This is a genomic window from Corynebacterium tuberculostearicum SK141 (genome assembly GCF_000175635.1).
GTDB lineage: Bacteria > Actinomycetota > Actinomycetes > Mycobacteriales > Mycobacteriaceae > Corynebacterium > Corynebacterium tuberculostearicum_C.
The window spans coordinates 117272-141227 of the sequence record NZ_ACVP01000037.1; the positions used below are offsets into that span (position 1 = coordinate 117272).

Sequence of the window (23956 nt, forward strand, 5' to 3'; positions counted from 1 at the left end):
CAGTGGGGCGGCATGAGCAACGAGAATCTTTCCGCCCCCGTGGCCGCCATCCACCCTGTGACCCGTTCCTTCCACGGACGCGAGTTCGTGGATAACTACGAGTGGCTGCGCGATAAGGAATCCCAGGAAACCCTGGATTACCTCAACGCAGAAAATGATTACACCAAGGCGAAGACCGCGCACTTGGATGAGATGACGGAGAATATCTTCCAGGAGATTAAGTCCCGCATCAAGCAAACCGATATGTCCGTGCCTTCTCGCCGCGGCGATTACTGGTACTACGGCCGTACCGAGGAGGGCAAGAGCTACGGCTATTCTTGCCGGCTCCCGGTAGAGGAGGGGGCTGACCCATGGACTGCCCCGGTTATCCCAGAGGAAGGCACCCCGGAAGGCGAGGAGATTATCCTTGACGCCAACGCGCTGGCGGAGGGCAAGGACTTCTTTGCCCTCGGCGCTGCCTCCATCTCTGATTCCGGCCGCTACCTGGCCTATTCCGTGGACTTCGCCGGCGACGAGCGTTTTGAGCTCTATATTAAGGACTTGGAAAGCGGCGCGCTTCTCGACGACCACCTCAAGGGCATCTTCTACGGCGCCACCTGGGCCGGTGACGGCTATATCTTTTACACGACCGTCGACGAGGCATGGCGCCCTGACGCCATCTGGCGCCACAAGGTCGGTACCGCGCAGTCCGAAGACGTGCAGGTGTTCAAGGAAGAAGACGAGCACTTCAACGTCGGCATCGGCAGCGCTCGCTCCGATAAATACCTCTTCCTTGGCGTGAGCTCCAAGGTGACTTCTGAGGTGTGGGTCCTCGAAGAAGACAACCCCGAGGGTGAATTCCGCCTGCTGTGGGAGCGCGAATCTGGCGTGGACTACGACGTCGATCACGCCGTCGTTAAGGGCGAGGATTACTGGATCGTCACCCACAACGCCACCGGCCCCAACTTCGAGGTCGGATATACCAAGGCCAAGGATGAGCTGCCCACCCTACGTGACCTGCCGGCGCTCTTGCCGCACGAGGAGACCACCCGCATCGAGGGCGTGGACACCTACCGCGATCAGATTGTGGTGGGCTACCGCCGCGGCGGCATCGGCCGCGCCGCCATCATGCGTGTGAACGACGGCTTTAGCGAATTCGAAGAGCTCAACTTCGACGAAGAACTCTTCACCGTGTCCGTATCCGGCAACCCCGAGTGGGACGCACCGGTGCTGCGCGTGAGCTACGTGTCGTTCACCCAGCCCTCCCAGCTCTTTGATTACCGCGTGGATACCGGCGAATTTACTCTCCTCAAGGAGCAGGAGGTTCCCGGCGGTTATAACCCGGATGACTATGTGGCCTACCGACTGTGGACCACGGCTGCCGACGGCACCGATATCCCCGTATCCATTGTCCACCGCGCCGACCTCGACCGCACTCAGCCGAATCCGACCCTGCTCTATGGTTACGGTTCCTATGAGGTCAGCGTGGATCCGGCATTCTCCGTTACCCGCCTGTCCCTCATGGACCGCGGCATGATCTTCGCCGTGGCCCATGTCCGTGGCGGCGGCGAGATGGGCCGTACCTGGTACGACGACGGCAAGATGCTCAAGAAGAAAAACACCTTCACTGACTTCATCGATGTCGCCGATGACCTCATCGCCCGCGGGGTGACCACCGCTGACCAGATGGTGGCCGAGGGTGGCTCAGCTGGTGGCATGCTCATGGGCGCGATTGCCAATATGGCCCCGGATCGCTTCACCGCTATCCAAGCCGTCGTGCCGTTCGTGGATCCGTTGACCTCTATCCTCATGCCGGAGCTTCCACTCACGGTCCCTGAATGGGAAGAGTGGGGCGACCCGTACCACGATCCAGAGGTCTATGACTACATGAAGTCCTACTCGCCGTACGAAAATATCGAGGCCAAGGACTACCCGGACATTCTGGCTATCACCTCGCTCAATGACACCCGCGTGCTCTACGTTGAGCCGGCCAAGTGGATCGCCCAGCTGCGAACGACGGCCACCGGCGGCGAGTTCTTGCTCAAAACCGAAATGGCCGCGGGCCATGGCGGCGTGTCCGGTCGCTATGAAAAGTGGCGCCAGAATGCCTTCGAGTATGCGTGGACCATCAACAAGGCCACCGGCTTGGAGAAGTAAAACCCGGATAGGGGGCCAACGCGCGAATCCTGAATTCCTGTGCGATAATTTTCCTTATGAATGGCCACCTTCTGGTATCTATCTCCAGCATCTTTGATGACACACGGAAGCAGGCTAGCCGGCTCCTCTCGATCCTTGATCGAGAGGAGATTCCTGTTTCCCTGCTGATTGCCCCGCATATCGACGGCAACTGGCACCTCGCCAAAGACAAAGACACCAAGAAGTGGCTGCAAGACCAAGCCGATGCCGGCCGCGTTCTTATCCTGAACGGTTTCGACCGTTCAGTGCAGGGCCGCCGCGCGGAATTCGCCAACCTCGATTCGCACGAGGCGAAGCTTCGCCTTGCCGGAGCTACCCGCCAGATGGCCAAGATCGGCTTCGAACCCACCATCTTCGCGCCCCCTCGCTGGCGTATGTCGCCCGGCACCTTGCAGGTCTTGCCGCAGTTCAAGTTTGAGGTAGCCGCCTCCACCCGTGGCATCCTCCAGATCAATTCCGGTAAGTTCCACCAGGCCCGCAACCTTTCTTTTGGTGAGGGCTTTGGCTCCGCCAAGTGGTGGCGCAAAAACATTATTCGCGCTGCTGAGCGCTCCGCCCAGCGTGGCAACACCGTCCGCCTTTCGGTTTCCGGCCGCAACTTGGATGACCGCAAAGTAATCAATGACTTCGTCAAAGCCGCCGACCGGGCCATCAACGCCGGCGCGACCCCTGCCGATTATGGCGCTTTCCTGCCAAATTAGGGAGCGCATTCCCTCGTCAGAGGTTCTGCGAACAAAAGTGGCGGGGATGGTTGGTGGTGTCTATGTCCGGTAGTACGATTTCGTCCATCTAAAACCCTGTTTCCGTCAACGGTTGTAGTGTTTTAGATGGACGAAATCGTTGAAATCGCAAAAATTAAGACCCCGCACGCTTGGGATTTCTCCCAAGCGAGCGGGGTCTGCGTCTGTGGGCGGTTAGCGCTGCAGGCTGGTGATGAAGTTCTTTACTTCCTGCGGCAGCATGCCCCAGATGGGGGCCGGGATGGTCTTCTGGAGGTTGCCGGTCACCGCGAGGAAGCCGGGGATGGCGATAAGGCCGGCGATGGCCGCGATGGCAGCGGCGATACCAGCGCCGACGGAGCTGGTGCTGGAGTTGGAACCGAAGCCAGGCTTACCGGGCTTTTCTGATGGCTTGTCCTCTGGCTTATCGGAAGGCTTGTCTGCAGGATCGTCTGGCTGGCCAGCGGAGTCGTCTGCGCCGAGGGTAAAACCGACCTTGACTGGGTCATGGTCAGAAGCGCGGAACGGGGAGTCATCGTAGAAGTCGACGATGTTGTAATTGCGGCGGGAATACTCGAAGGCGACGGGTTCGTCGGCATTGATGTTCCACACTTGGGCGTCGTCAAGCGTGCCGGTGGCAACCTTATTGGCCAGCACGTGGTCGAGGGTGCCAAGCAGGCCGGAGAATTGGTAGGAAGGGTCAGCCTCGTACTTTTCGGCAGGGACGGTGAAGCCATCGTTGCGGAAGACATCGAGCGCGGTCTCGTGGGTGTAGGTATTGAAATCACCCAGGGCGAATAGCGGCTTGTCCTTCCAGTCTTCCTGCTTGTGCAGCGCATCGAGGACGGCCTGGGCCTGTGCGTTGCGGACGTTCGGGTTATTGCCCTGGCCGTCGCCGGAGTCGGCGTCGCCCTTGGCTACGGAGCCCTTGGACTTGAAGTGGTTGGCCACGGCAACGAAGGATTCCTCGCCCTCCTTTAACGGCTGGAACTCCTGGGCGAGTGGCTCGCGGGCGGTGCCGGTGAAGCGATCATCCTGGAAGATGCGGGATTCGCCGACGGGCTTGACCACATCCTTGTGGTAGATAAACGCGGTGCGGATGACATCCGGGGAGTCCGGTACGGCGTCCTCGGAAGGAGAGGGGACGAAGGCCCACTTCTCGGAACCGGCGGCCTCGTTGAGCTTTTCCGTCAGGTGCTTGAGGGCCTTATCGCGCTGGGCGAAGTCGCCGGTGACGGCGTAGCCATCTTCGATTTCGGAAAGGCCGATGACATCGGCATCGAGGCCGTTAATGGCGGCGACGATTTTGCGCTCCTGGTCTTCCAGCGCGGATTGGGTATAGGCGCCGCGGGTCTTACCGCGATTGACGGTGACCTTATTGCCCTCGCGGTCGGTGTAGGCGCTGCCGCCGAATTCCTCGCCCAGGGAGGTGAAGTAGTTCAGCACGTTGAAGGCGCCGATGGTGTACTCGCCCTTAACGTCATCGATGGCGTGGAGCTCGGCCGCGCGGGAATCCTCCCAAGAGATGGGCAGGTCTGCGCCCTTGGTGTTGCCGGTGACCGGGGTGGTGGGCTGGAAGCGCCACTGGTCGTGGGAGAAGCCCACGATGACCGGGTGTTGGAAGGACACGGTATCGGTGGTGCGCAGGGACTTGATCGTCTGGGCATCATCCTGGGCGATATAGGGCAGTGGAGTGTTCTGGTCGGTCTTGAGATAGTCGCGGGTGCGGCCATCGTCCAGGGTGACCAACTTATCGGCGTTGTCCTTGGTCAGCTTCTGAATATCGGAGTTGGGATCCGTGGAGGGGGAAAAGACATCGGAAGGCTGACGGAGGGCTTCCTTGCCGGGGGCGAGTCCGACCTCGCCGTACTGGTTGAGCGAGTAGTTATTGGTCACGGTGTGCTCGCCGGGCTGGATGAGCATGTGCTCGAAGGGCTCGCGGGCTTCGTTGCCATCGGGAAGCTGGTCCACCTTAAGCGGGGTGACCTTCTCCAGCGGGGTATCGAGCTGCGTGACCGTGGAGGCGGTGAGCTGGGTGGAGCCATAGAACTCGGAGACCTTGCCGGTGACCTCGACGGAATCCTCGAGGGCCGGGTACTGGTCGGCCGGCTTATCGCCCATGTAGACAAAGATCGCCTGGGAAGCATCGGTGGCCTCGGTGCCGGTGCCACCAGTCTGGATGGTAAAGCCATTAAGGCCGCCTTCGGACCACACGCCGGTGACGACGCCCTCGGTGGCCACGGTCTGGTCCTTGAGCGGGGATTCGGCGCCGGTGCCCTGGATATCCGCGATGGCGGTGACGCCCTCGGGAGTAGGCTGCTCGGGCTCTGCCGGCTCCTCTGGCTGCGGGGCGGGGGCCTCGTTGCCGGAGTTGGTCGGGGTAGGGGCGCCGGTGGTGAAGTCGGCGGCGTTGTCATCGGTATCGGTGCCCTCGGCGTCGCGGGAGGCGGACTTGGCGTTGGACAGGCCAGCGGCGGCGGTGCCTTCCTTCAGGGAAGCGGCGCCGTAGCCGATGGCATCGATGGGGGTACCGGTGGCGTCGGCAAGCTGCACGGAGCCCTTGGAACCGGACATGTTGAGGTTGCCCTCGGCGTCTGGGGCAGGCAGGGCCTCGCCCGCGCCATTGCCGGCCGCGCCCTGCACCAGGAAGTAGCCGTGCGGCGCGATCGTGCCGGAAAGCTTCACCTTGCCACCGGTATTGCCGGAGGCGGAGAAGTACTCCACGGTGTAGCCGGTCAGGTCAATCGGGGCATCGGTGGGGTTATAGAGCTCGATGAAGTCATGGGTGAAGGCAGCGCCCTTATTGCCGCCTCCCCCGTAGACCTCGGAGATGACTGCGGCGGAGCCATCGGTGGCGGCCGTGGCGGTAGGAACGGCAAGGGCGGCAGAAGACAAGGCGGTGGCAAGTGCCAGCGCGCCGAGGCGGCGAGAAGACATAGATTCAACCTTAAAAAGAGAGCGACAGTGTGCGTTGTCTATTAGTAGAGCGCCGCGCCGGGCCAGGCTGGAGCGCGCGCCGAAGTTTGCCAGAGCGTCGTTTGGGGTTCACGTAGAGTTTGCCCAACCGGGGTGAAACCCACACTGCGGGGGTGAGTCTAGGTAAAAGGCGGGGGTGCCAACTAAACTAAGCCGCGCAGACCAAAGCCCCATACAGTAAGGCAAATATTTCATGGCTCGTGTAGTTGTCAATGTCATGCCCAAGGCGGAGATTCTGGATCCGCAGGGCCAAGCCGTCGTCCGCGCGCTGGGTCGCATCGGGGTATCCGGTGTCAGCGATGTGCGCCAGGGAAAGCGCTTCGAGCTCGAGGTCGATGACTCCGTTACCGCAGAGGACATGGAGAAGGTAGCCGCCACGCTGCTGGCCAATACCGTCATCGAGGACTACGAGGTTGTTGGGCTGGAGGTCAAGTAAGTGACCGCCACAATCGGAGTAATCACTTTCCCCGGAACCCTGGATGATGTGGATGCCGCTCGCGCTGCCCGCACCGCCGGCGCAGAGGTCAAAAGCCTCTGGCACGCAGATACCGATCTGCACGGCGTGGATGCGGTAGTAGTGCCGGGCGGTTTTTCTTATGGTGACTACCTGCGCTCGGGCGCGATTTCCGCGCTCGCGCCGGTGATGCAGTCCGTTATCGATCGTGCGAAGCAGGGCATGCCGGTGCTCGGCATCTGCAATGGCTTCCAGATCCTTACCGAGGCGGGCCTGCTGCCAGGCGCGCTGACCCGCAATAAGGGCCTGCACTTCCACTGCACCGATACGTACCTCGAGGTGGCCAATTCCACCACCGCGTGGACCAGCGAGTTTGAGCAGGGCCAGAAGATCCTGGTGCCGGCCAAACACGGCGAGGGCCGCTTCCAGGCCGGCGATGATGACATCGCCCGCATCGAGGGCGAGGGCCGCGTGGTCTTCCGCTATACCGATAATTACAACGGTTCCGTCAACGGCATTGCCGGTGTGAGCGATGAGTCCGGCCGCATCGTCGGCCTTATGCCGCACCCCGAGCACGCCATTGACACGCTAACCGGCCCATCCACCGACGGACTGGGACTTTTCGTATCCGCCATCAAGGCCGTCGCGCAGGCGCCGGCGGTTTAAGGAGGCCATTTTCATGACCGTTCATAATGACACCGTAGAAAAGGCGCAGTCCACCCCGGACGAGCAGCAGCCCTACGCGGAGCTCGGCCTGAAGGACGACGAGTACCAGCGCATCCACGATATCCTGGGCCGTCGCCCCACCGATGCGGAGCTGACCATGTACTCCGTCATGTGGTCCGAGCACTGCTCCTATAAGTCTTCCAAGACGCACCTGCGTTACTTTGGTGAGACCATGACCGAGGAGATGGGGGAGAAGATCCTCGCTGGCATCGGTGAGAACGCCGGCGTGGTGGATATCGGAGACGGCAACGCGGTGACCTTCCGCGTGGAGTCCCACAACCACCCCTCCTACGTGGAGCCTTACCAGGGTGCGGCCACCGGCGTGGGCGGCATCGTCCGCGACATCATGGCCATGGGCGCTCGCCCGATTGCCGTGATGGACCAGCTGCGCTTTGGGCCTGCCGACGCCCCCGACACCAAGCGCGTCCTTCCCGGCGTGGTCTCCGGCGTGGGTGGCTACGGCAACTCCCTGGGCCTGCCCAATATTGGTGGCGAGACCGTCTTTGATGAGACCTATGCCGGTAACCCGCTGGTCAACGCCCTGTGTGTGGGTACCCTCAAGGTTGATGACCTGAAGCTGGCCTTTGCGTCCGGCAAGGGCAACAAGGTCATGCTCTTCGGCTCCCGCACCGGCCTGGATGGCATCGGCGGCGTGTCCGTGCTGGCCTCCGATACCTTCGAGGACGGCGCCGAGCGCAAGCTGCCGGCCGTGCAGGTGGGCGACCCCTTCGCGGAGAAGGTCCTCATCGAGTGCTGCCTGGACCTCTACCACGCTGGCGTGGTCGTAGGCATCCAGGACTTGGGCGGCGCGGGCCTGGCCTGCGCTACCTCCGAGCTGGCTGCCTCCGGCGATGGCGGCATGGAGGTCAACCTGGATAACGTGCCGCTGCGCGCGCAGAATATGACCGCGGCCGAGATCCTCGCCTCCGAATCCCAGGAGCGCATGTGCGCCGTTGTGGCTCCGGAGAACGTGGCGAAGTTCCGCGAAATCTGCGAGCACTGGGACGTCACCTGCGCCGAGATCGGCGAGGTCACCGAGGGCAACCACCTGGTCATCCGCCACCAGGGCGAGGTCGTCGTGGATGCCCCGGCCGGCACCATTGCGGACGAGGCTCCGGAATATGACCGCCCGTATGCCCGCCCGGAGTGGCAGGACGAGCTGCAGAAGTACCAAGGCACCGACAAGCGCGGCCTGGTTGAGGCCCTGCAGAAGCTCGTGTCCTCCCCGGCGCTGTGCTCGCGCGATTTCATCATGAACCAGTACGACCGCTACGTGCGCGGCAATACCGTCCAGTCCCACCATGCGGACGCCGGCGTGCTGCGCATCGATGAGGAGACCGGCCGCGGCGTGGCTGTTTCCGCCGATGCTTCCGGCCGCTACACCAAGCTGGATCCGAACATGGGCGCCCGCCTCGCGCTGGCGGAGGCCTACCGCAACGTCGCCGTCACCGGCGCCAAGCCCGTCGCGATCACCAACTGCTTGAACTACGGTTCCCCGGAAAACCCCGACGTTATGTGGCAGTTCCGCGAGTCTGTGCATGGGCTTGCCGACGCCGCCGTGGAGCTTTCCATCCCTGTCTCCGGCGGCAACGTTTCCTTCTACAACCAGACCGGCGAAGAGCCGATCCTGCCCACCCCTGTGGTGGGCGTGCTGGGCGTTATCGATGACGTGCACAAGGCCATCGGCAACGAGCTGGGCACCGTGGGCGAGAAGGAAGTGCTCATCGCCCTGGGTGAGACCAAGGATGAGTTCGGCGGCTCCATCTGGCAGCAGGTCAGCGCCGATACCTCCGATGCTTCCTCCCTCAATGGTCTGCCGCCGCAGGTAGACATGGCCAACGAGAAGCGCTTGGCCGAGTTCTTCCACGGCAATGAGCTGCTCACCGCCGCACACGATATCTCCGAGGGCGGCCTTGCCGTCACCGCCTTTGAGATGGCAAAGCGCGCCGGTGCTACTGCCGACGGCGCCGGCCTCGGCCTCAACCTGGACCTCACCGCGGTCCACGAGGACGAGTTCGTCGCCGCCTTCTCCGAGTCCGCCTCCCGCGTGCTCGTGGCCACCACCTCCGACCGCGCCGATCAGGTCCTCGCCCGCGCCGGCGAGCTGGGCATTCCTGCCGCCATCGTTGGCGAGACCACCGAAACCGGCGCCCTTACCCTCGGCGGCGAGTCCGTCGCCATCTCCCAGCTGGTCTCCGCCTGGTCCGCCACCCTGCCGGACCTCTTCGACCATGCCGTGGGTGCTAACTCTGTAGTGGAGTAGGCCCTGCGGCATCGCTGAAACCTAATGGCGAAAGCACCGAATAAGCCCAGCTTCGGCTGGGCTTTTCGCATTTCTGTGATGTCGGTTTCCATTTGTTCTAACAGGGAACCCTTGACACCAATATACCCCCAGGGGTATATTGGTGCTGGTAAGCGCTATACCCCATGGGGTATACGAACGAAGGGAGAATTTCTATGTGTCGTCCTGTGAAATGTAAAAACTGTGGAAAGACCACCTGGGAGGGGTGTGGTAATCACATCGAGCAAGTAAAAGCTTCCGTTCCTGCCAACCAATGGTGCACCTGTCCACGCAGTAGTAACGCTGGAAGCAATGGCCCGGCGGGCCTGCTTGGCCGAATTTTTGGCTAGCGTTACGGAGTTTTCGGAAGAGTGTCCTTCTTGTCTCAATCCTCTTGAAAGGTTCAGATATGTCCAATAATCCCACTACAGTTATTATCGGTGGCGTAGCTGGCGGTATGTCTACCGCTACGCGCCTGCGTCGTAACGATGAAAATCGCGCCATTATCGTTCTGGAAGCCTCCGGGCACGTATCTTTTGCCAATTGTGGGCTGCCGTACCATGTCGGCGGAGTAATCCCAGAACGTTCTTCACTGTTGCTCCAGACGCCAAAAGCGCTTAAAGAAAGGTTCAATCTAGATGTCCGCGTTAACACTCGCGCGTCAAGCATTGACCCAGATGAGCAGACGGTAACCACGGAGTCTGGTGAGGTCATTAGGTATGACGAGCTCGTGCTCTCACCAGGGGCAACGCCGTTCTTACCGCCCATTGCAGGAATCGAGACTGCGTATACTCTACGGACGGTAGAGGACGTAGACCGTATTGTCACTGCGGTACCGGGCAAGGAAAAAGCCGTCATCATCGGTGGAGGATTCATCGGCCTTGAAATGGCGGAAAACCTACGTCACCAAGGCTTGGCCGTCACGCTCGTAGAGGCTGGCTCACAGATTATGGGGCCACTGGACGTAGAAATGGCAGCGATCGTTGCTAAGCATATGCGAGACAATGGCGTGGATATCCGGACTAACGCCCAGGCTACGGAAATTTCTGAGACCGGTGTGACCCTGCAGAATGGGCAGACCCTTGAGGCAGATTTAGTCATTGCAGCAATTGGTGTGCGCCCAGCCAGTGAACTCGCTCAAGCAGCGGGGTTGGAAGTCTCTGACCGTGGCGGGATCATCGTCGATGCACAACAGCGCACAAGTGACCCGCACATATTTGCTTTAGGAGATGCTGCAACTAAGAAAGATATTCATTCCGGCGACAACACTTTGGTGCCCTTAGCGCAGACTGCTAATCGCCATGGACGCCTAGTGGCAGATATTATTACCGGCCGCACCACTAGTTCCCTGCCGGTACTTGGTACTGCAATCGTGGGACTATTTGGCCTAGCTGCAGCATCAACGGGGTGGAATGAGCGCCGCGCCCGAGCCGAGGGGAAGGACGTGCGCGTTATTCACCTCCACCCATCGAGCCATGCCGGGTATTATCCGGGTGCAGCCCAACTACATATGAAAATGATTGTGGATTCTGAGAGTGATGCCATTTTGGGCGCACAGATTGTAGGCGAAGAGGGAGTGGATAAGCGTATCGACGTTATCGCCACTGCCATGCGAGCTGGCTTGAGCGCGACCGATTTGGCAGATTTGGAATTGGCCTACGCACCACAGTTCGGCTCGGCTAAGGATCCAATCAATTTTGCTGGATTTATTAATGACAATATTGCCCGTGGGGAGAAAACCGTTCAGTGGCACGAGCTCGATGAGCGCCTAGCGTCTGGCGCATTGCTTGTTGATGTTCGCAGTCCAGAAGAGTTTGCTTCCGGCGCGATTCCAGGGGCGGTAAATATTCCTTTGGATGAGTTGCGTGTTCGGCACGAGGAGATTGCTGATCATGACGACGTTATTGTGCATTGCCAGGTGGGACTCCGCGGGCATAATGCGGCACGGTTGCTCACAAACCTAGGCTACGACGTTGCTAATCTAGACGGTGGTTACCTTACGTGGACTAATGGACAGGAGGATTAATGAACCTCGATCCGCAAGAGGTGAAGCCGTCGATTACCAGATTGAAACGAGCACGCGGGCAAATTGACGCGGTTATCCGCATGCTCGAATCTGGGGAGGAATGCGAGGCAGCAATCACCCAGCTCGCCGCTGCTGCCAAAGCAATCGACCGTGCAGGGTATTCCGTTATCGCGGCGGGGCTTAAACGGTGCTATAGCGAGGAAGGCCCGGACGGAATCGATGCTGAAAAGATGGAGAAGCTTTTTCTCTCTTTGTCTTAGGCACTTTAAATCTGGTTTGGGTGATAGGTCGATTGTCCCTGTTGGAGTAGTCCTACGTTTTAACTTTTCTCCTCTTCTGCGGCATTGTTTTAAAAAACATTTGATTGTTGTCGGTGATCCACTGGTCGATGCGCTCAAAGATGGCATCCGAGAGCGCATCATTGTGGTACTTCGAAAACATCGTGGTTCCTTTGCGCATCTGGCCCAGAGCAAGCTCGCGTGCCGCGAGCAAGATGGCATCATTCATCAAGAATTCCTTGATGAGGAATTCCTCCATGATTATGGCTTTGACGGGACCAGCTGAGCGATAACTACCCGGGTACACAAAGTCACGCATATATGGGGGCGGCTGGTAAGTATCGGCCACATTGAGAGTGGCCACGGGCGTCCATTCTCCGTCCTGGTAACCACGCACGAGCCTTAGATACATCATTTCCACGTTATTGACACTAAGGGCGGCCACGCGTTTGTCCGTTGGGCGCCGGTTGGTTGAAGGCATGGCGGTGACAGTCCAGGTCTTCTTTTCGGTCAGGTGCGGGTAGGGAATGACATAGGCTACGTATGCAGCAAGAGAATTGAGCGCTTCTTCGAAGTGAGGTTGCTGCTGCAGCTGATCAAATTTCTTATTGGATAGGGTGCGTCCGCGAGCCACTTCGGCCCTGTCTCCGATGTGGATTTCTTCGTCATCGGTTGCTGCAACGTCGAGCCATGCTGCTTGCTCTTGCTGGTCGATGAGATCGTCCAAAGGTGAATCGCCCAAAGGCTGCGCCAGGAGTGTTTTATTGCGTAGTTGGATTCCCGATTTTCGCCGCCGCTGAATCTCGCCATATTCGGCCATATCGAGGTCTTTTGCAGGAACCTCAGCGAAGTTGATGGCTATAAGATCCGGATAGGTTCTCCGGTGTTTGGCCAGACGGATAGGAAAGTGAATTGTTTGGCCGACGTATTGCTCGCCGTTGGCGAATTCAAGCACATAGATGCCGCATTCGTTCTTCAAGGACAACACTGCGGAAGGCGCTAAATCAGAAGTAAATTTCCACCGCTTAAATCGCAATGTGTCCATTGTCTAGCTCCTTAATCAGGGGATGGTTGCGCACTCTCTCACTGTGGCCATACCAGGGGCCGTACTTGTAAAACCTAGTTTGCTGAAGCCTGTGCTTCTGACCTGATTCGTTCTCTTGAGGCACGTGAGTTTCCACGTATCTTCCCTTGAAGGCCACCGCCTTCGTCCGTACACTTACGGTATCGTAAGTTGTCCGTTGCAAGGGCATCAGGAGGGAATATCGTCGTGGCACAGATGCATGCAGACAGCGCGCCGGGCCCGGGCCTTGTCCAGCGCACTTACTGGATGGCGGACCGCGGGCCCCGGCCGCTAAGCCGTGGCTGGGGACATGCGATTGCAGCTTTGTTGTCGGTGATTGCCTCCACCGTGCTCATTACCTATGCGTGGATGACGCTGCAGTGGTGGCAGGGGCTTGGTGTAACTGTTTACGGGGTGGGGTTGGTCGGGCTTTTTGGCGTCTCGGCGCTCTACCACCGCTACCCGTGGGCGAGTACGCGTGCCGTGCAGTGGTGGCGGCGAGCGGACCACGCGACCATCTCGGTATTTATCGCCGCGACCTACACGCCGCTGTGCCTCATCGTGTTATCGCCGGTGCAGGCGGCATGGATGCTAGGCGTTGCCTGGGCAGGAGCGATTCTCGGCGTGATTTTGAACCTGGTGTGGATTAGCCATCCGCGCTGGCTCGACGTGGTGGTCTACCTAGCGCTGGGGTGGCTGGTGCTGCCGCTGCTGCCCACGCTGTGGACGCAGGCCGGCGCGGCCGTCGTCTGGCTGCTCGTTGCCGGCGGCGTGGTGTACTCGCTAGGCGCGCTGGTCTATGGCTTTAAGTGGCCAGGGCGCAACGCGCGCTACTACGGCTACCACGAGCACTTCCACACCGCGACGATTGCGGCGGCGGTGGTGCACCTAGTAGCGGTGTGGATGGTCGTGGTTCAGGGGGCTGCTTAGTCGGCGTCGGGGAAGAGCTCCGCGGGATCGGTATCGGTCGTAATCGCGGCGGCTAGCAGAATGCGGGCTTGGGGAGCGCGCAGGGTGCCGGAGGAGATAACGCCGGCGTCGGCAAGCGTGGCGCCGCCACCGGCACCGCCGTAGATGCCCTCCACTGGGCCGTGATCCACACGGGTGGTGAGCACAACCGGAACCTTCTTGGCCGCGGCTTTGGCGGCTTGGGCTAGCTCGTCGCCGATATTGCCGGCGCCCATTCCTTCAATCACGATGCCTTCGGCGCCGCTGTCCAAGGAGCGCTGGATAAGGTCGGCCGGCGCGCCGGGGTAGGCGGCGATGATATCGACGCGGGTATTGCCCAGCGGCTGATGCTTCAGGGCCTTCGGGCGCTGAGGCTGCTTCTTGCCATTGTTATTGGCAAAGCCATCGGCTTTGGTGGTGTCGGATTTGAAAGCACCACGGGCCGGGATGACGTGATCCGCGAAGGCGATGAAGGTACCGCGGCCCTTGTTGGAAGGGTCGGTTACGGTCTTGACCGCAAGCGCCAAGTTGTCCGGACCATCCGGATCCGGGTCATCAAAGGGGCGCATCGCTCCGGTAAGGGCTACCGGCTTATCGCTGTCCTGGAAGGTATCGACGGCGATGGCGGTCTCTTCCATGGAATCGGTGCCGTGGGTGACCACCACGCCATCGACATCATCGCGCTGTAGTTCCTTATCTACGGCCTCGATGATGGTATCAGTATCGTCCAAGGTCATCGCGGAAGAATCCAGCTTGGCAATGTCTTTGACCTCTAGCGTGAGTTTGTCCTTGTCAAAGGTGCCGGAAAGGGGCTCCACCAGCTTGGAGCCGGTGACGGTGGGAACCACCGCACCTGTCTTATCGTGCGTGCTGGCAATGGTGCCGCCGGTAGAAAGGACCACCACGTGGCCCTCGGCAGTGGCGCGTGGACCCTCGTGTTCCGCTGCAGAGGTTTCGGTAGTTTCTTCCGTGGTTGCAGACGTGGAACTGGCGGCGCTCTGCGGGGCGGAAGACTCGGGTGCGGCGGCCGAAGTCTCCTCTTCCGGGCGGTTATCCGGATTTTGGCAGGACGCCAAGAGGAATGCGGAAGTTATTAAGGCAAGGCCGGCGCGGGCCGAGCGACGCATTGTTGAGGTGTGCATATTCCCTCGTTTCTGTGTGTGGGAGGCGAAAGCGGGCGGCGGGAATCGTCGGCCGCATATACGTCCATCTAAGGCAGAAAGGCGGGGAGCCCGCTGCCACTATGGACTTGCTAACACCGAAACGAGGGGAGAGCAGCTAGTCGATGTGCTGGTTCGATGGCGCTACCACTAGCGGTTTTGGCGAGTACTTGGCGCGCAGCCCGCGCAGGAGGGTGGCGTGCTCGGCCAGGCGCTTGTCTTCCTCGGTGTGCGGGTGGAAGGGGCGGGCTACCTGCGGCTGGCCATCGTGGTCCAGGGCGATATAGGCCACTGTGGCATGGATGGCGGTTTGCAGGTTATCGCGGCCGCCGCGCGGGTTGCCGGAGCGGACGTGGATGGACATCTGCATCGAGCGGGTATCGGTGCGCATCATGCGGGCGTCGACTTCAATGAGGTCACCGATGGAAATTGGGCGGTAGAAGCGGATGCCGCCGGCGTACACCGCAACGGTGCGCTCTGCGGACCACTCCATGGTGCAGGCCGCGCCGGCCTCATCGATCCACTGCATGGCCGTGCCGCCGTGGACCTTGCCGCCCCAGTTGACGTCGGTGGGCTTGGCCAGGAAGCGGTTGACCATGCGCGGCGCATCGGAAGGCCCGTCGTAGGTTTGCTTTTCCATCTCTTCCTCGATGGCCTTGCGTAGCTCGATGCGGGACTTGGCGGCCTCCTCCACGCGGCACTGCTCATCGGTCTCTGGGACGAAGGGCGGCACGGGGGTGGACTTGCCGGTGGCCGGGTCCTTGGCTACGAAGATGACCAGGCAATCGCAGGCGCGGGTAAAAATGCCTTCGCGCGGGTCGGCAGAGAGCACTTCGTTGACGATGTGCATGGAGGAACGGCCGGTCATGGCGATGCGGGAGCGTACCTCCACGATGTGCCCGGAAGGGATCGGACGGGTGAAGTGAATATGGCCCACGTATGCGGTCACGCAGTACTGGCCGGACCACTGCACGGCGCAGGCATAGGCGGCTTTGTCAATCCATTCCAAGACGCGGCCACCGCTGATGCCGGTGGCGCCGGCCATGGTGACGTCGGTTGGCGATGCCATAAAGCGCAGCGTCAGCGCCGGCGATTTCTGATTTTCCGCAACGGAAGGCGTAGGTGACATAAACAACAAGATAACAGTAGCTATGATGTAGCTATGAAAAAGCCCGTCGATCCCGCAGCCACCCGCGCGGCCGTCATGGCCATCAAAGACTGGATTGCCGCCCCGGCGGAGCATGATAAGCCTGGTAGGGCCCTGCTTGCCGACGCCGTCCGCCGCACCGCCCGCACCCTCGAGGCCGACGCGCCGGGTCATTCCGTGGAACTGCGCGTACCCCCATTTGTTGCGGTGCAGTGCATTGAAGGACCCCGCCATACCCGCGGCACCCCACCCAATGTGGTGGAGACCGACCCGGAAACCTGGCTGCGCCTCGCCACCGGATTGGCGGACTGGGAAGAGACCGTAAGCACTGGTCGCGTCGATGCTTCCGGCTCCCGCGCGAGCGAAATTGCGCAGTGGTTGCCGCTTATTCCGTTAGTTTCCGGCGGCGCGACAGGCTAATATAAACGCCGTGGTAGAAGTACATACTCCTAGTATCACCAATCTTGACGATCATAATGAGCAGGAGCCCCGCGAAGAGTGCGGCGTCTATGGCGTTTGGGCTCCCGGGGAGGAAGTCTCCAAGCTGACCTACTTTGGTCTCTTCGCCCTGCAGCACCGTGGCCAGGAGGCTGCCGGCATTGCGGTGGGCGATGATGACCGCATCGTCGTCTTCAAGGACATGGGCCTCGTGGCCAATATTTTTGATGAGCCCACCCTGTCTGCCCTCCAAGGAAACGTAGCGGTGGGCCACACGCGCTATTCCACCGCCGGCGGCAAGGAATGGTCCAATGTTCAGCCGATGTTTTCTACCTCCTCCACCGGGGTAGACATCGCCCTTGGGCACAACGGCAACCTGGTCAACTACTTAGAGCTGCGCGAGGAGGCGGTGCAGCGCGGCTTGATTAAGCCCCATGAGGAATCGGTGTCCGATTCCATGTGCTTGTCTATGCTGCTTGCCGACGGCGTGGATGAAAACACCTCCGTCTTTGACTCCGCTCGTGACCTGCTTCCGCGCGTGAAGGGCGCATTCTGCCTGACCTTTACCGATGGTCACACCATGTACGCCGCGCGCGACCCGCACGGCGTGCGCCCGCTGGTCCTCGGCCGCTTGGCCAAGGGCTGGGTGGTAGCCTCCGAGACCTGTGCGCTCGATATCTGCGGCGCTCAGTTCATCCGCGAGATTGAACCTGGCGAGCTCGTCGCCATCGATGAGGCTGGCATCCGTTCCGTGAACTTCGCGCCGGCCAAGCGCCACGGCTGTGTCTTCGAGTACGTCTACTTGGCCCGCCCGGATAGCGATATCAAAGGCCGTTCCGTCAACGCCTCCCGCGTGGACATCGGCCGCCGCTTGGCCCGCGAATACCCGGCCGAGGGCGCGGACCTGGTCATTCCGGTTCCCGAATCCGGCAACCCGGCCGCCGTGGGCTATGCCCGCGAATCCGGCATCACTTTCGCCCACGGCTTGGTCAAGAACGCTTATGTGGGCCGCACCTTCATCCAGCCCACCCAGACCCTGCGCCAGCTGGGCATCCGCTTGAAGCTCAACCCGCTGCGTGAGGTCATCAACGGCAAGAAGCTCGTCGTGGTGGATGATTCCATCGTCCGCGGCAATACCCAGCGCGCGCTCATCCGCATGCTGCGCGAGGCCGGCGCCGCCGAGGTGCACGTGCGCATCGCCTCCCCGCCAGTGAAGTGGCCGTGCTTCTACGGCATCGACTTCGCCTCCCCGGGCGAGCTGATTGCCAACGCCAGCCCCTCCGACGATCCGGAAACCGTCTGCGCCACTATCTGTGACACCATCGGCGCCGATTCCCTGGGCTTTGTCTCCATTGAGGAGATGGTGGCCGCCACCGAACAGCCCCGTTCCGAGCTGTGCACCGCCTGCTTCTCGGGCGAGTACCCACTTGGCCTGCCCGCCGGAAACCCCAATGCAGACGCCGTGCGCACCCTGCTCGGCACCGAATAACAAAGGACACCTGAAACCATGAGTGACAATACTTACGCAGCAGCCGGCGTCAGCATCGAGGAGGGCGACCGCGCCGTAGAACTTTTCGCCCCGCACGCTAAGCGCGCCACCCGCCCTGAGGTTCTGGGCGGTCTTGGCGGCTTTGCTGGCCTGTTCAAGCTCGGCGATTACAAGGAGCCCATCTTGGCCGCCGGTTCCGACGGCGTCGGCACCAAGCTGGCCGTGGCCCAGGCCATGGACAAGCACGACACCATCGGCATCGACCTCGTCGCCATGTGCGTGGACGACCTCGTTGTCTGCGGCGCGGAGCCACTCTTCCTGCAGGACTACATTGCCGTGGGAAAGGTCGTGCCGGAAAAGGTGGCCGAGGTAGTTAAGGGCATCGCCGAGGGCTGTGTGCAGGCCGGCGCCGCGCTGCTGGGCGGCGAGACCGCCGAGCACCCCGGCATGATGGAAGAAAACGAATACGATGTCTCCGCCACCGCGGTTGGCGTCGTAGAAGCCGATGGCGTACTTGGCCCAGACAAGGTCCGTGAGGGCGACGTGCTCATCGCTATGGGCTCTTCCGGCCTACACTCCAATGGCTACTCCCTGGCCCGCCACGTCCTGCTGGAGCAGGCTGGCATGCCTCTCGACGGCCACGTGGAAGAGCTTGGCCGCCCCCTCGGCGAGGAGTTGCTGGAGCCCACCCGCATTTACGCCAAGGACTGCCTGGCTTTGGCTAGCGAGTGCTCCGTATCCACCTTCTGCCATGTCACCGGCGGTGGACTGGCTGGCAACCTCGAGCGCGTCATTCCAGAAGGTCTAGCGGCCGATATTAACCGCGCCACCTGGACCCCGGGCCAGATCTTCAAGCTCATCTCCTCAGTGGGCAAGGTGGATCTGGCGGAAATGGAGAAGACCTTCAACATGGGCGTCGGCATGATTGCCGTAGTCAATCCTGAAGACCGCGACCGTGCCCTAGCAATGCTTACCGCACGCCACATCGATGCGTGGGAGCTGGGCACCGTCCGCTCCGCCACCGGCGAGGAGCCGCGCGTGGTTATGCACGGCGAGCACCCAAACTTCTAGCAGGGCCCTGCCCCTGCCAGGGGGGAGGGTATGAGGAAGGGCCCTAGGAGATTTCCTAGGGCCCTTGAGCTATCCGGCGGCGAGCGGAAGATTAGCGTTCGTCGCGGTCGTCATCATCCCATTCGTCGACGTAGTCGGCGTATGGGTCATCCTCTTCATAATCGCGGGAGTCACCCTCTTGCTGTGCGGCGAGTTCCCGTTGCAGGGACTCGATATCCATCTCGGGTGAGTTGTACTTGAGCTGGCGTGCAACTTTGGTCTGCTTTGCCTTTGCGCGTCCGCGTCCCATGTGCATGACCCCCTTGGGTTAGTAGGGCGCGCCAGGGATTCTTGGGCGCCCCATCGACTTGTCTATTGAGTATCTTCCTGTAAGACACAATAGCCTGTGTGACGAAAAAATTCCGCACCGCCCCCTAGCTAGTGGGAGATCTAACGCCCGCGCAGCCGGTTTACCGCCTCGCGCCCAGCCTTGGGGCCCTCATCCTCGGGGATGGAGGAAGGATCGATAGACGCCGCGGTATCGCCCACTTCTAGGGTGCCGGCGTCCAGCGCAGAGCGCTTCACTAGGCCGAGGGCGATGGGGCCGAAATCGCAGTCATCCACAATTGTGCCGATGCGGCCTACCTTACGTCCGTTGAAAGTAATGTCATCGCCCACATTTGGCCGTTGTGGCGCGGAGCCGTCGAGGTGCAGCTGCACCAATAGACGAGGGGAGCGGCCCAGATTTTCTACGCGCGCCACCGTTTCCTGGCCGCGGTAGCAGCCCTTATTGAGGTGAACGTGGGCCGGGTTATCCACGCTGCGGCTGATCCACTGCGGCACCTCGTGGGGGATGGACTTATTATCCAGATCCGCTGCCAGCTCCGGCTCACGGGCGCGAACGCGCTCGGCGGTAAACGCCATGAGCCCCGCTAGCCGTGCACCGGATTCCTCCAGGTGTTTCGTTGCCTCGACCAAGGATTCCCGCGGAACGCCAAGGTCAACGCGCTTGATTCCCGACCACTGGACCTGGCGGGAAAACTCCACCATGGGGGGCAGCGAAACATCGGCCTCACCCAGGAGGGTGAGGATGGCGATATCTGCTTCCTCTACGGTGACCTCGGACCAGAAGACCATCATGGTGAGGAACTTAAAGAGGGAGTCGAATTGCGCCGCGGGGACGTCGATAAGAAAGGCATCGTCGGTTCGCACGATATCCATGTGGTGGAGGATGTGGCCTTGGATGTCCAGGTCGAGGGCGCCGGCGGTGAAACCCACGGGGGCGTCGTCAAGCTTCTGTGAAAGCAGATTATTTAGAAACTCGGCGGCGTCCTTGCCGCTCACGCGAATGACGCGGCGCTGGGAGCGGTCAATGACGATGGTGCCGCCATCGGCGGCCCGTTGCTCGCCCAGCGGATTGCCATAGTGCCAGGCCACGCCCTGGGCATCGAGTACGGTCGCGTCCTGGTGCTCCGCGGCACCGGCGCGCTGCAGAAGAGGCGAAGAATAACTCACAACTACCGATGGTAGGGCATAATCAAAAGTATGAAGTTTTCGCCGCGAAAAGAGCCGGTCATCTACGTTGTGGAGCCCTTTGGAGGGTCGGTACGCAGGCACATGCCCGCGCTGCCTCTTATCTACGCAGATGATGCCGCGGTCACCCGCGGCGATGGCATCTTTGAATCCCTGCTCGTGCGCGGAGGCAAAGCCGCTAACCTGCAGCGCCACGCGCAGCGCTTCTGCGATTCAGCTCGCACGATGAACCTGCCAGAGCCGCCCATGGACAAGTGGGAAGAAGCCACCCGGCTCGCCATCGCGGACTTCTGCGGGGACGAGCAAGGCGATGCTAAATGCACGTGGACCTATACCCGCGGGCGCGCTTCTACGGGGCGGCCGAGCGCGTGGGTTGTGGTGCAGCCGATTGAGGAGAAGGTGCTAGAGCAGCGCGCCCACGGCGTCGCCGTCATGACAAGCCCCCGCCTGTGGCACGTAGCGGAGGAATTGCCCGCCAAGACGCTCAATTACGCGGCCACCATGGCGATGCTGCGCATGGCGCGGGAGAAGGGCTTTGAGGATCTCATCCTCACCGATCCGGACACCGGAGAAATTCTCGAGGGCGCCACCTCTACCGTGGTGGCCGTCAAGGGCGAGAAACTGCGCACCGCGGCCGGGCGCGGGATCCTGCCCGGCACCACGCAAGCGGCGCTCTTCGCCCATGCCAAAGAGAAAGGCTATCGCTGCAAGGCCAAGCCGCTGACCGTGGAATATCTGGAAAAGGCGGACTCGGTGTGGTTGGTGTCCTCGGTGCGCGTTGCCGCGCGCGTTACCCGGCTCAATGACAAAAAATTAAAGGCCCCGGACAACGTGGACGTCATCCGAGACCTTATTGATGCAGCGCTTGGGGCTTAGCCGGCGATGCGGGTGAGCTCCGCGGACATGTAGGGGCGCATCTCGCCATCAACCATGCGCTCGTCTACCCAGCCCAGGTTGTTATTGGGCATGAGGCCGTACATGCGCTTGCCTGGGCCCAAGTTCTTCGGGCCGGTTTCCGTAACCATGGTGGAGGCGGATTCCAGCTGCCATGCGCGGTCATTGAAGGGTTCGCCGTAGAAGATTTCCACGATGCCGGTAGAAGAGGTGTAGGTGACCTCGATTTCATCCTTTTCCGAGATGCGCCAGAAGCCGGTCTCGCGCACGGACGGGCCTTCCGGCTTGCCTTCGGTATCGATCTTCCAGGTACGGGAGCTAAAGGTCAGGTAATTCTCGCCGTCGTGGGCGATGACCAACTGCTGGCCAAAGGTGTACTCCTGGCCCTTCGTATCGTGGGCCTGGCCCTCACCCTGCCAGACGCCCACAAGGGGGAGTAGGCCCAGCAGGCCGTCGTGCAGCGATGGGCCCTGGCGCAGGTTCGCGGTATCGTCCGGTACCGGGGTATCGCCCAGCTCGAGAGCGGGGATATTGCGGCTAGCGGCGTCCTTCCACTGCTCGGCAGCCTGGTTCACGGCATCGTTGCCATTGAGTTTTCCTGGATCGTTTTCCGGGTGGGAAGCCGCGGTGGTCTCGATGTTTTCAGGGGTGGTTTCATTATTATTTTCGCTCATGGGCGTCCAGCCTAGTCGTGCACCCGCCTTTTTAACTACTAGACTTGGACCTCGTGCACGCATTGATGATCTCGAATCCAAACTCGACCTCACAAACCAACGCCCTCTTCCGCCAAATCGTTCCCTGCCTACAAGCGGTAGAGGGCCTGCACCTCAAGGTGAAATTTACGCATTACCCTGGCCACGCCGAAGAGATGGTCAAGGGAATGACCAGGGATGATTACGACGTCATCATTGCTGTGGGAGGAGATGGAACCGTCAACGAGGTAGTCAACGGGCTCCTCGGCCCGGCGGATGAGCAGCGTCCCGATCCGCAGTCCATCCCGGCGCTGGCCGTAATTCCTACCGGCTCCGCCAATGTCTTTGTGCGCGCTCTAGGGTTCCCCAACACCCCAATGGAGGCCACCCATGTGCTGGCTCGCATGCTCGACCGGGATCTGCGCCGCACCATCTACCTAGGAACGTGGAACGAGCGGTGGTTTGCCGTCAACGCCGGTTTTGGCTTAGACGCGGATGTCCTGGCCCGCGTGGATCGCGCTCGTGAGCAGGGATTTTCGGCAACTCCGCTGCGCTACCTCAATGTCGCCATTCGGGCCTGGAGCCGTGCGCGGAAAAAGCCACCGCATATCGCGGTAACGGCCGAATCCAGCAGCGGCGAGCAGCTGCACAAGGACGATGTGCCACTGCTGTTTACCTCCAATACCAACCCGTGGACCTTCCTAGGCCCGCTGCCGGTAGTAACTAATCCGCGCAATTCCTTTGACGAGGGCCTTGCCCTCTTTGGGCTGGAGGAGTTTAGCGGTCTCGGCGGCGTTGTCGGCCTGCTGCACCTCTTCGGCGCCGATAAGCGCGGATGGCTCAATAAGCTCACCAAAGAAAAGACGGTGGCCTTCGACGACGCCATGCGGGTAGAGCTAGTCTGCCGCGAACCGCAGCGCTTCCAAGCCGATGGAGAATCGGAGGGGCGCTTTGACGCGGTTACCTTGGCCTCCGTGAAGGATGCCATCGAGGTATTCGCCCCGCAGGATAGGCGGGAGGTCCATCAGCGCACGATGAAGGAAGTTCTCCGGGACTTTATTCGCCTGCGCTAGTCTGCGGCGCGGGGCCGACGCGGTGCTTGGTGTCGGCGGCCTTCTTTTCTGCCTCTTCCACGGCCTTTTGCTCCGAGCCTTCAATCTCTAGCGGGGAGAGCTGGGCCAGCTGCACCTTAATATTGCGGCGCTGTACCTCGAAGGAAATGGTGCCTCCCTGCATCTTTACCGCGGTCGCTTGGGCCGGAAGCGGTAACTGGCGGGTGTCGAAGTTGAGGGAAAAGGCCTTTTGTAGGCGCTCATCGTCCGTGTCATAGACCTGCATGCGAAACTCCGGACCAACCAGGCGGAGGGTGACCTTGGCGGTGGACTTGTGGGCGTCGCCAGGCAGGGTGCCCGTTAGCTCTGCTTCTGCAGAGGTGCCACCGGAGGGGGAAATATCGTCGGGGTTAGCAATCGAGAGATCGGTAATTCCCAATAGGCGGCCCAGGGCCACACCATCCAAGGAAATGCCGCGCGAGTAGGTGGAGACGGGCGCGCCCTCAATATCGCCGTTCATGACCTGCTCTGGGGTGACGGTGATATCGCGCAGCACGGTCGAAGCGTTGACCATGCCCAGCTTGGGCACCTCCACGTCCAGCGCCTTGACCTCGAGATAAGGAATTTCCTTCGAGGCCGCCGCCCACACGTAGGGGGTGCCGCCGATGAAAACATCCGGCGTATTATCCAGCCGCGAATTGGCTTTCACGGCTTGCGCTACTTTGTGTTCCGTGTGCATAGCCACACAGGCGTCCGCCACCCAGGCCGCAATGAGCACGCACACCACGAGGAGGACGTGCACGATGCGCCGGTCAATCTTTAGAACACTCACCCTTTCATTCTTACCCTACGTAT

The 23956-nt window shown here is 61.1% G+C and carries 21 protein-coding genes; 13 read left to right on the forward strand and 8 right to left on the reverse strand.

Features of this window, described 5'->3' with window-relative positions; all coding sequences use genetic code 11:
• Positions 1 to 12 precede the first annotated feature (12 nt).
• Together CORTU0001_RS11045 and CORTU0001_RS11050 are read left to right on the forward strand one after the other, a co-directional pair.
• Positions 13 to 2136: a S9 family peptidase gene (locus tag CORTU0001_RS11045; protein WP_005330009.1), complete on the forward strand. Its 2124-nt coding sequence runs from the start codon at positions 13 to 15 to the stop codon at positions 2134 to 2136.
• A 56-nt stretch (positions 2137 to 2192) separates the two neighbouring features.
• The gene (locus CORTU0001_RS11050) at positions 2193 to 2876 is read left to right on the forward strand and encodes a DUF2334 domain-containing protein (RefSeq protein ID WP_005330011.1); all 684 of its coding nucleotides are present in this window, start codon (positions 2193 to 2195) and stop codon (positions 2874 to 2876) included.
• Between the two features lie 213 nt (positions 2877 to 3089).
• Here the strand turns inward: CORTU0001_RS11050 and CORTU0001_RS11055 are convergent, their stop codons facing one another.
• A complete protein-coding gene (locus CORTU0001_RS11055; protein WP_005330013.1) occupies positions 3090 to 5831 on the reverse strand; it encodes an ExeM/NucH family extracellular endonuclease in 2742 nt (913 codons plus the stop codon).
• Positions 5832 to 6063: 232 nt separating this feature from the next.
• Here CORTU0001_RS11055 and purS point away from each other — a divergent pair, with 232 nt between their 5' ends.
• The 5 genes from purS (at position 6064) to CORTU0001_RS11080 (ending at position 11617) form a co-directional block, all read left to right on the forward strand.
• The gene (gene purS, locus CORTU0001_RS11060; RefSeq protein WP_005330015.1) at positions 6064 to 6306 is read left to right on the forward strand and encodes a phosphoribosylformylglycinamidine synthase subunit PurS; all 243 of its coding nucleotides are present in this window, start codon (positions 6064 to 6066) and stop codon (positions 6304 to 6306) included.
• Complete coding sequence (gene purQ, locus CORTU0001_RS11065) at positions 6307 to 6990, forward strand: phosphoribosylformylglycinamidine synthase subunit PurQ (protein ID WP_005325791.1); 684 nt, start codon at positions 6307 to 6309, stop codon at positions 6988 to 6990.
• Positions 6991 to 7003: 13 nt separating this feature from the next.
• On the forward strand, positions 7004 to 9313 hold the full coding sequence (purL, locus tag CORTU0001_RS11070) for a phosphoribosylformylglycinamidine synthase subunit PurL (RefSeq protein WP_005330017.1): 2310 nt from the start codon (positions 7004 to 7006) through the stop codon (positions 9311 to 9313).
• Between the two features lie 427 nt (positions 9314 to 9740).
• The gene (locus CORTU0001_RS11075; RefSeq protein ID WP_005330018.1) at positions 9741 to 11357 is read left to right on the forward strand and encodes an FAD-dependent oxidoreductase; all 1617 of its coding nucleotides are present in this window, start codon (positions 9741 to 9743) and stop codon (positions 11355 to 11357) included.
• Positions 11357 to 11617 carry a metal-sensitive transcriptional regulator gene (locus CORTU0001_RS11080; RefSeq protein ID WP_005330019.1) on the forward strand — a complete coding sequence of 87 codons (261 nt, stop codon included), beginning with the start codon at positions 11357 to 11359 and terminating at the stop codon, positions 11615 to 11617. Before CORTU0001_RS11075 ends, CORTU0001_RS11080 begins: the two co-directional genes overlap by 1 nt.
• 52 nt (positions 11618 to 11669) lie before the next feature.
• On the opposite strand, the gene CORTU0001_RS11085 is transcribed toward CORTU0001_RS11080, so the two are convergent.
• Positions 11670 to 12680 (reverse strand): GIY-YIG nuclease family protein, encoded by a 1011-nt coding sequence (locus tag CORTU0001_RS11085; RefSeq protein ID WP_005330020.1) that lies wholly within the window; start codon positions 12678 to 12680, stop codon positions 11670 to 11672.
• 234 nt (positions 12681 to 12914) lie between these two features.
• Between CORTU0001_RS11085 and trhA the strand changes: the two genes are divergently transcribed.
• On the forward strand, positions 12915 to 13628 hold the full coding sequence (gene trhA, locus CORTU0001_RS11090; protein WP_034668832.1) for a PAQR family membrane homeostasis protein TrhA: 714 nt from the start codon (positions 12915 to 12917) through the stop codon (positions 13626 to 13628).
• On the opposite strand, the gene CORTU0001_RS11095 is transcribed toward trhA, so the two are convergent.
• Both CORTU0001_RS11095 and CORTU0001_RS11100 read right to left on the reverse strand, forming a co-directional pair.
• Complete coding sequence (locus CORTU0001_RS11095) at positions 13625 to 14788, reverse strand: asparaginase (RefSeq protein ID WP_005330022.1); 1164 nt, start codon at positions 14786 to 14788, stop codon at positions 13625 to 13627. The genes trhA and CORTU0001_RS11095 overlap by 4 nt on opposite strands.
• A 136-nt stretch (positions 14789 to 14924) precedes the next feature.
• Positions 14925 to 15935: an acyl-CoA thioesterase gene (locus tag CORTU0001_RS11100; RefSeq protein ID WP_005330023.1), complete on the reverse strand. Its 1011-nt coding sequence runs from the start codon at positions 15933 to 15935 to the stop codon at positions 14925 to 14927.
• A 33-nt stretch (positions 15936 to 15968) separates the two neighbouring features.
• Here CORTU0001_RS11100 and CORTU0001_RS11105 point away from each other — a divergent pair, with 33 nt between their 5' ends.
• The 3 genes from CORTU0001_RS11105 to purM are packed head-to-tail and all read left to right on the forward strand — an operon-like array spanning position 15969 to position 18951.
• Complete coding sequence (locus CORTU0001_RS11105) at positions 15969 to 16373, forward strand: sterol carrier family protein (protein WP_005330024.1); 405 nt, start codon at positions 15969 to 15971, stop codon at positions 16371 to 16373.
• Between the two features lie 10 nt (positions 16374 to 16383).
• On the forward strand, positions 16384 to 17880 hold the full coding sequence (purF, locus tag CORTU0001_RS11110; protein WP_005330025.1) for an amidophosphoribosyltransferase: 1497 nt from the start codon (positions 16384 to 16386) through the stop codon (positions 17878 to 17880).
• Positions 17881 to 17898: 18 nt separating this feature from the next.
• Positions 17899 to 18951 carry a phosphoribosylformylglycinamidine cyclo-ligase gene (purM, locus tag CORTU0001_RS11115; RefSeq protein ID WP_005330026.1) on the forward strand — a complete coding sequence of 351 codons (1053 nt, stop codon included), beginning with the start codon at positions 17899 to 17901 and terminating at the stop codon, positions 18949 to 18951.
• Between the two features lie 91 nt (positions 18952 to 19042).
• On the opposite strand, the gene CORTU0001_RS11120 is transcribed toward purM, so the two are convergent.
• Together CORTU0001_RS11120 and ygfZ are read right to left on the reverse strand one after the other, a co-directional pair.
• Complete coding sequence (locus CORTU0001_RS11120) at positions 19043 to 19240, reverse strand: DUF3073 domain-containing protein (protein WP_005330028.1); 198 nt, start codon at positions 19238 to 19240, stop codon at positions 19043 to 19045.
• 140 nt (positions 19241 to 19380) lie between these two features.
• The gene (ygfZ, locus tag CORTU0001_RS11125) at positions 19381 to 20445 is read right to left on the reverse strand and encodes a CAF17-like 4Fe-4S cluster assembly/insertion protein YgfZ (protein WP_005330029.1); all 1065 of its coding nucleotides are present in this window, start codon (positions 20443 to 20445) and stop codon (positions 19381 to 19383) included.
• Between the two features lie 30 nt (positions 20446 to 20475).
• Here ygfZ and CORTU0001_RS11130 point away from each other — a divergent pair, with 30 nt between their 5' ends.
• On the forward strand, positions 20476 to 21339 hold the full coding sequence (locus CORTU0001_RS11130; protein WP_034668814.1) for an aminodeoxychorismate lyase: 864 nt from the start codon (positions 20476 to 20478) through the stop codon (positions 21337 to 21339).
• Here the strand turns inward: CORTU0001_RS11130 and CORTU0001_RS11135 are convergent.
• Complete coding sequence (locus CORTU0001_RS11135; protein WP_005325810.1) at positions 21336 to 22031, reverse strand: heme-binding beta-barrel domain-containing protein; 696 nt, start codon at positions 22029 to 22031, stop codon at positions 21336 to 21338. The genes CORTU0001_RS11130 and CORTU0001_RS11135 overlap by 4 nt on opposite strands.
• 65 nt (positions 22032 to 22096) lie before the next feature.
• Between CORTU0001_RS11135 and CORTU0001_RS11140 the strand changes: the two genes are divergently transcribed.
• The gene (locus CORTU0001_RS11140) at positions 22097 to 23122 is read left to right on the forward strand and encodes a diacylglycerol/lipid kinase family protein (RefSeq protein ID WP_034668815.1); all 1026 of its coding nucleotides are present in this window, start codon (positions 22097 to 22099) and stop codon (positions 23120 to 23122) included.
• Here the strand turns inward: CORTU0001_RS11140 and CORTU0001_RS11145 are convergent.
• Positions 23106 to 23933, reverse strand: coding sequence for an LmeA family phospholipid-binding protein (locus CORTU0001_RS11145; RefSeq protein ID WP_005330041.1), 828 nt, complete (start codon positions 23931 to 23933; stop codon positions 23106 to 23108). The genes CORTU0001_RS11140 and CORTU0001_RS11145 overlap by 17 nt on opposite strands.
• Positions 23934 to 23956: the final 23 nt, after the last annotated feature.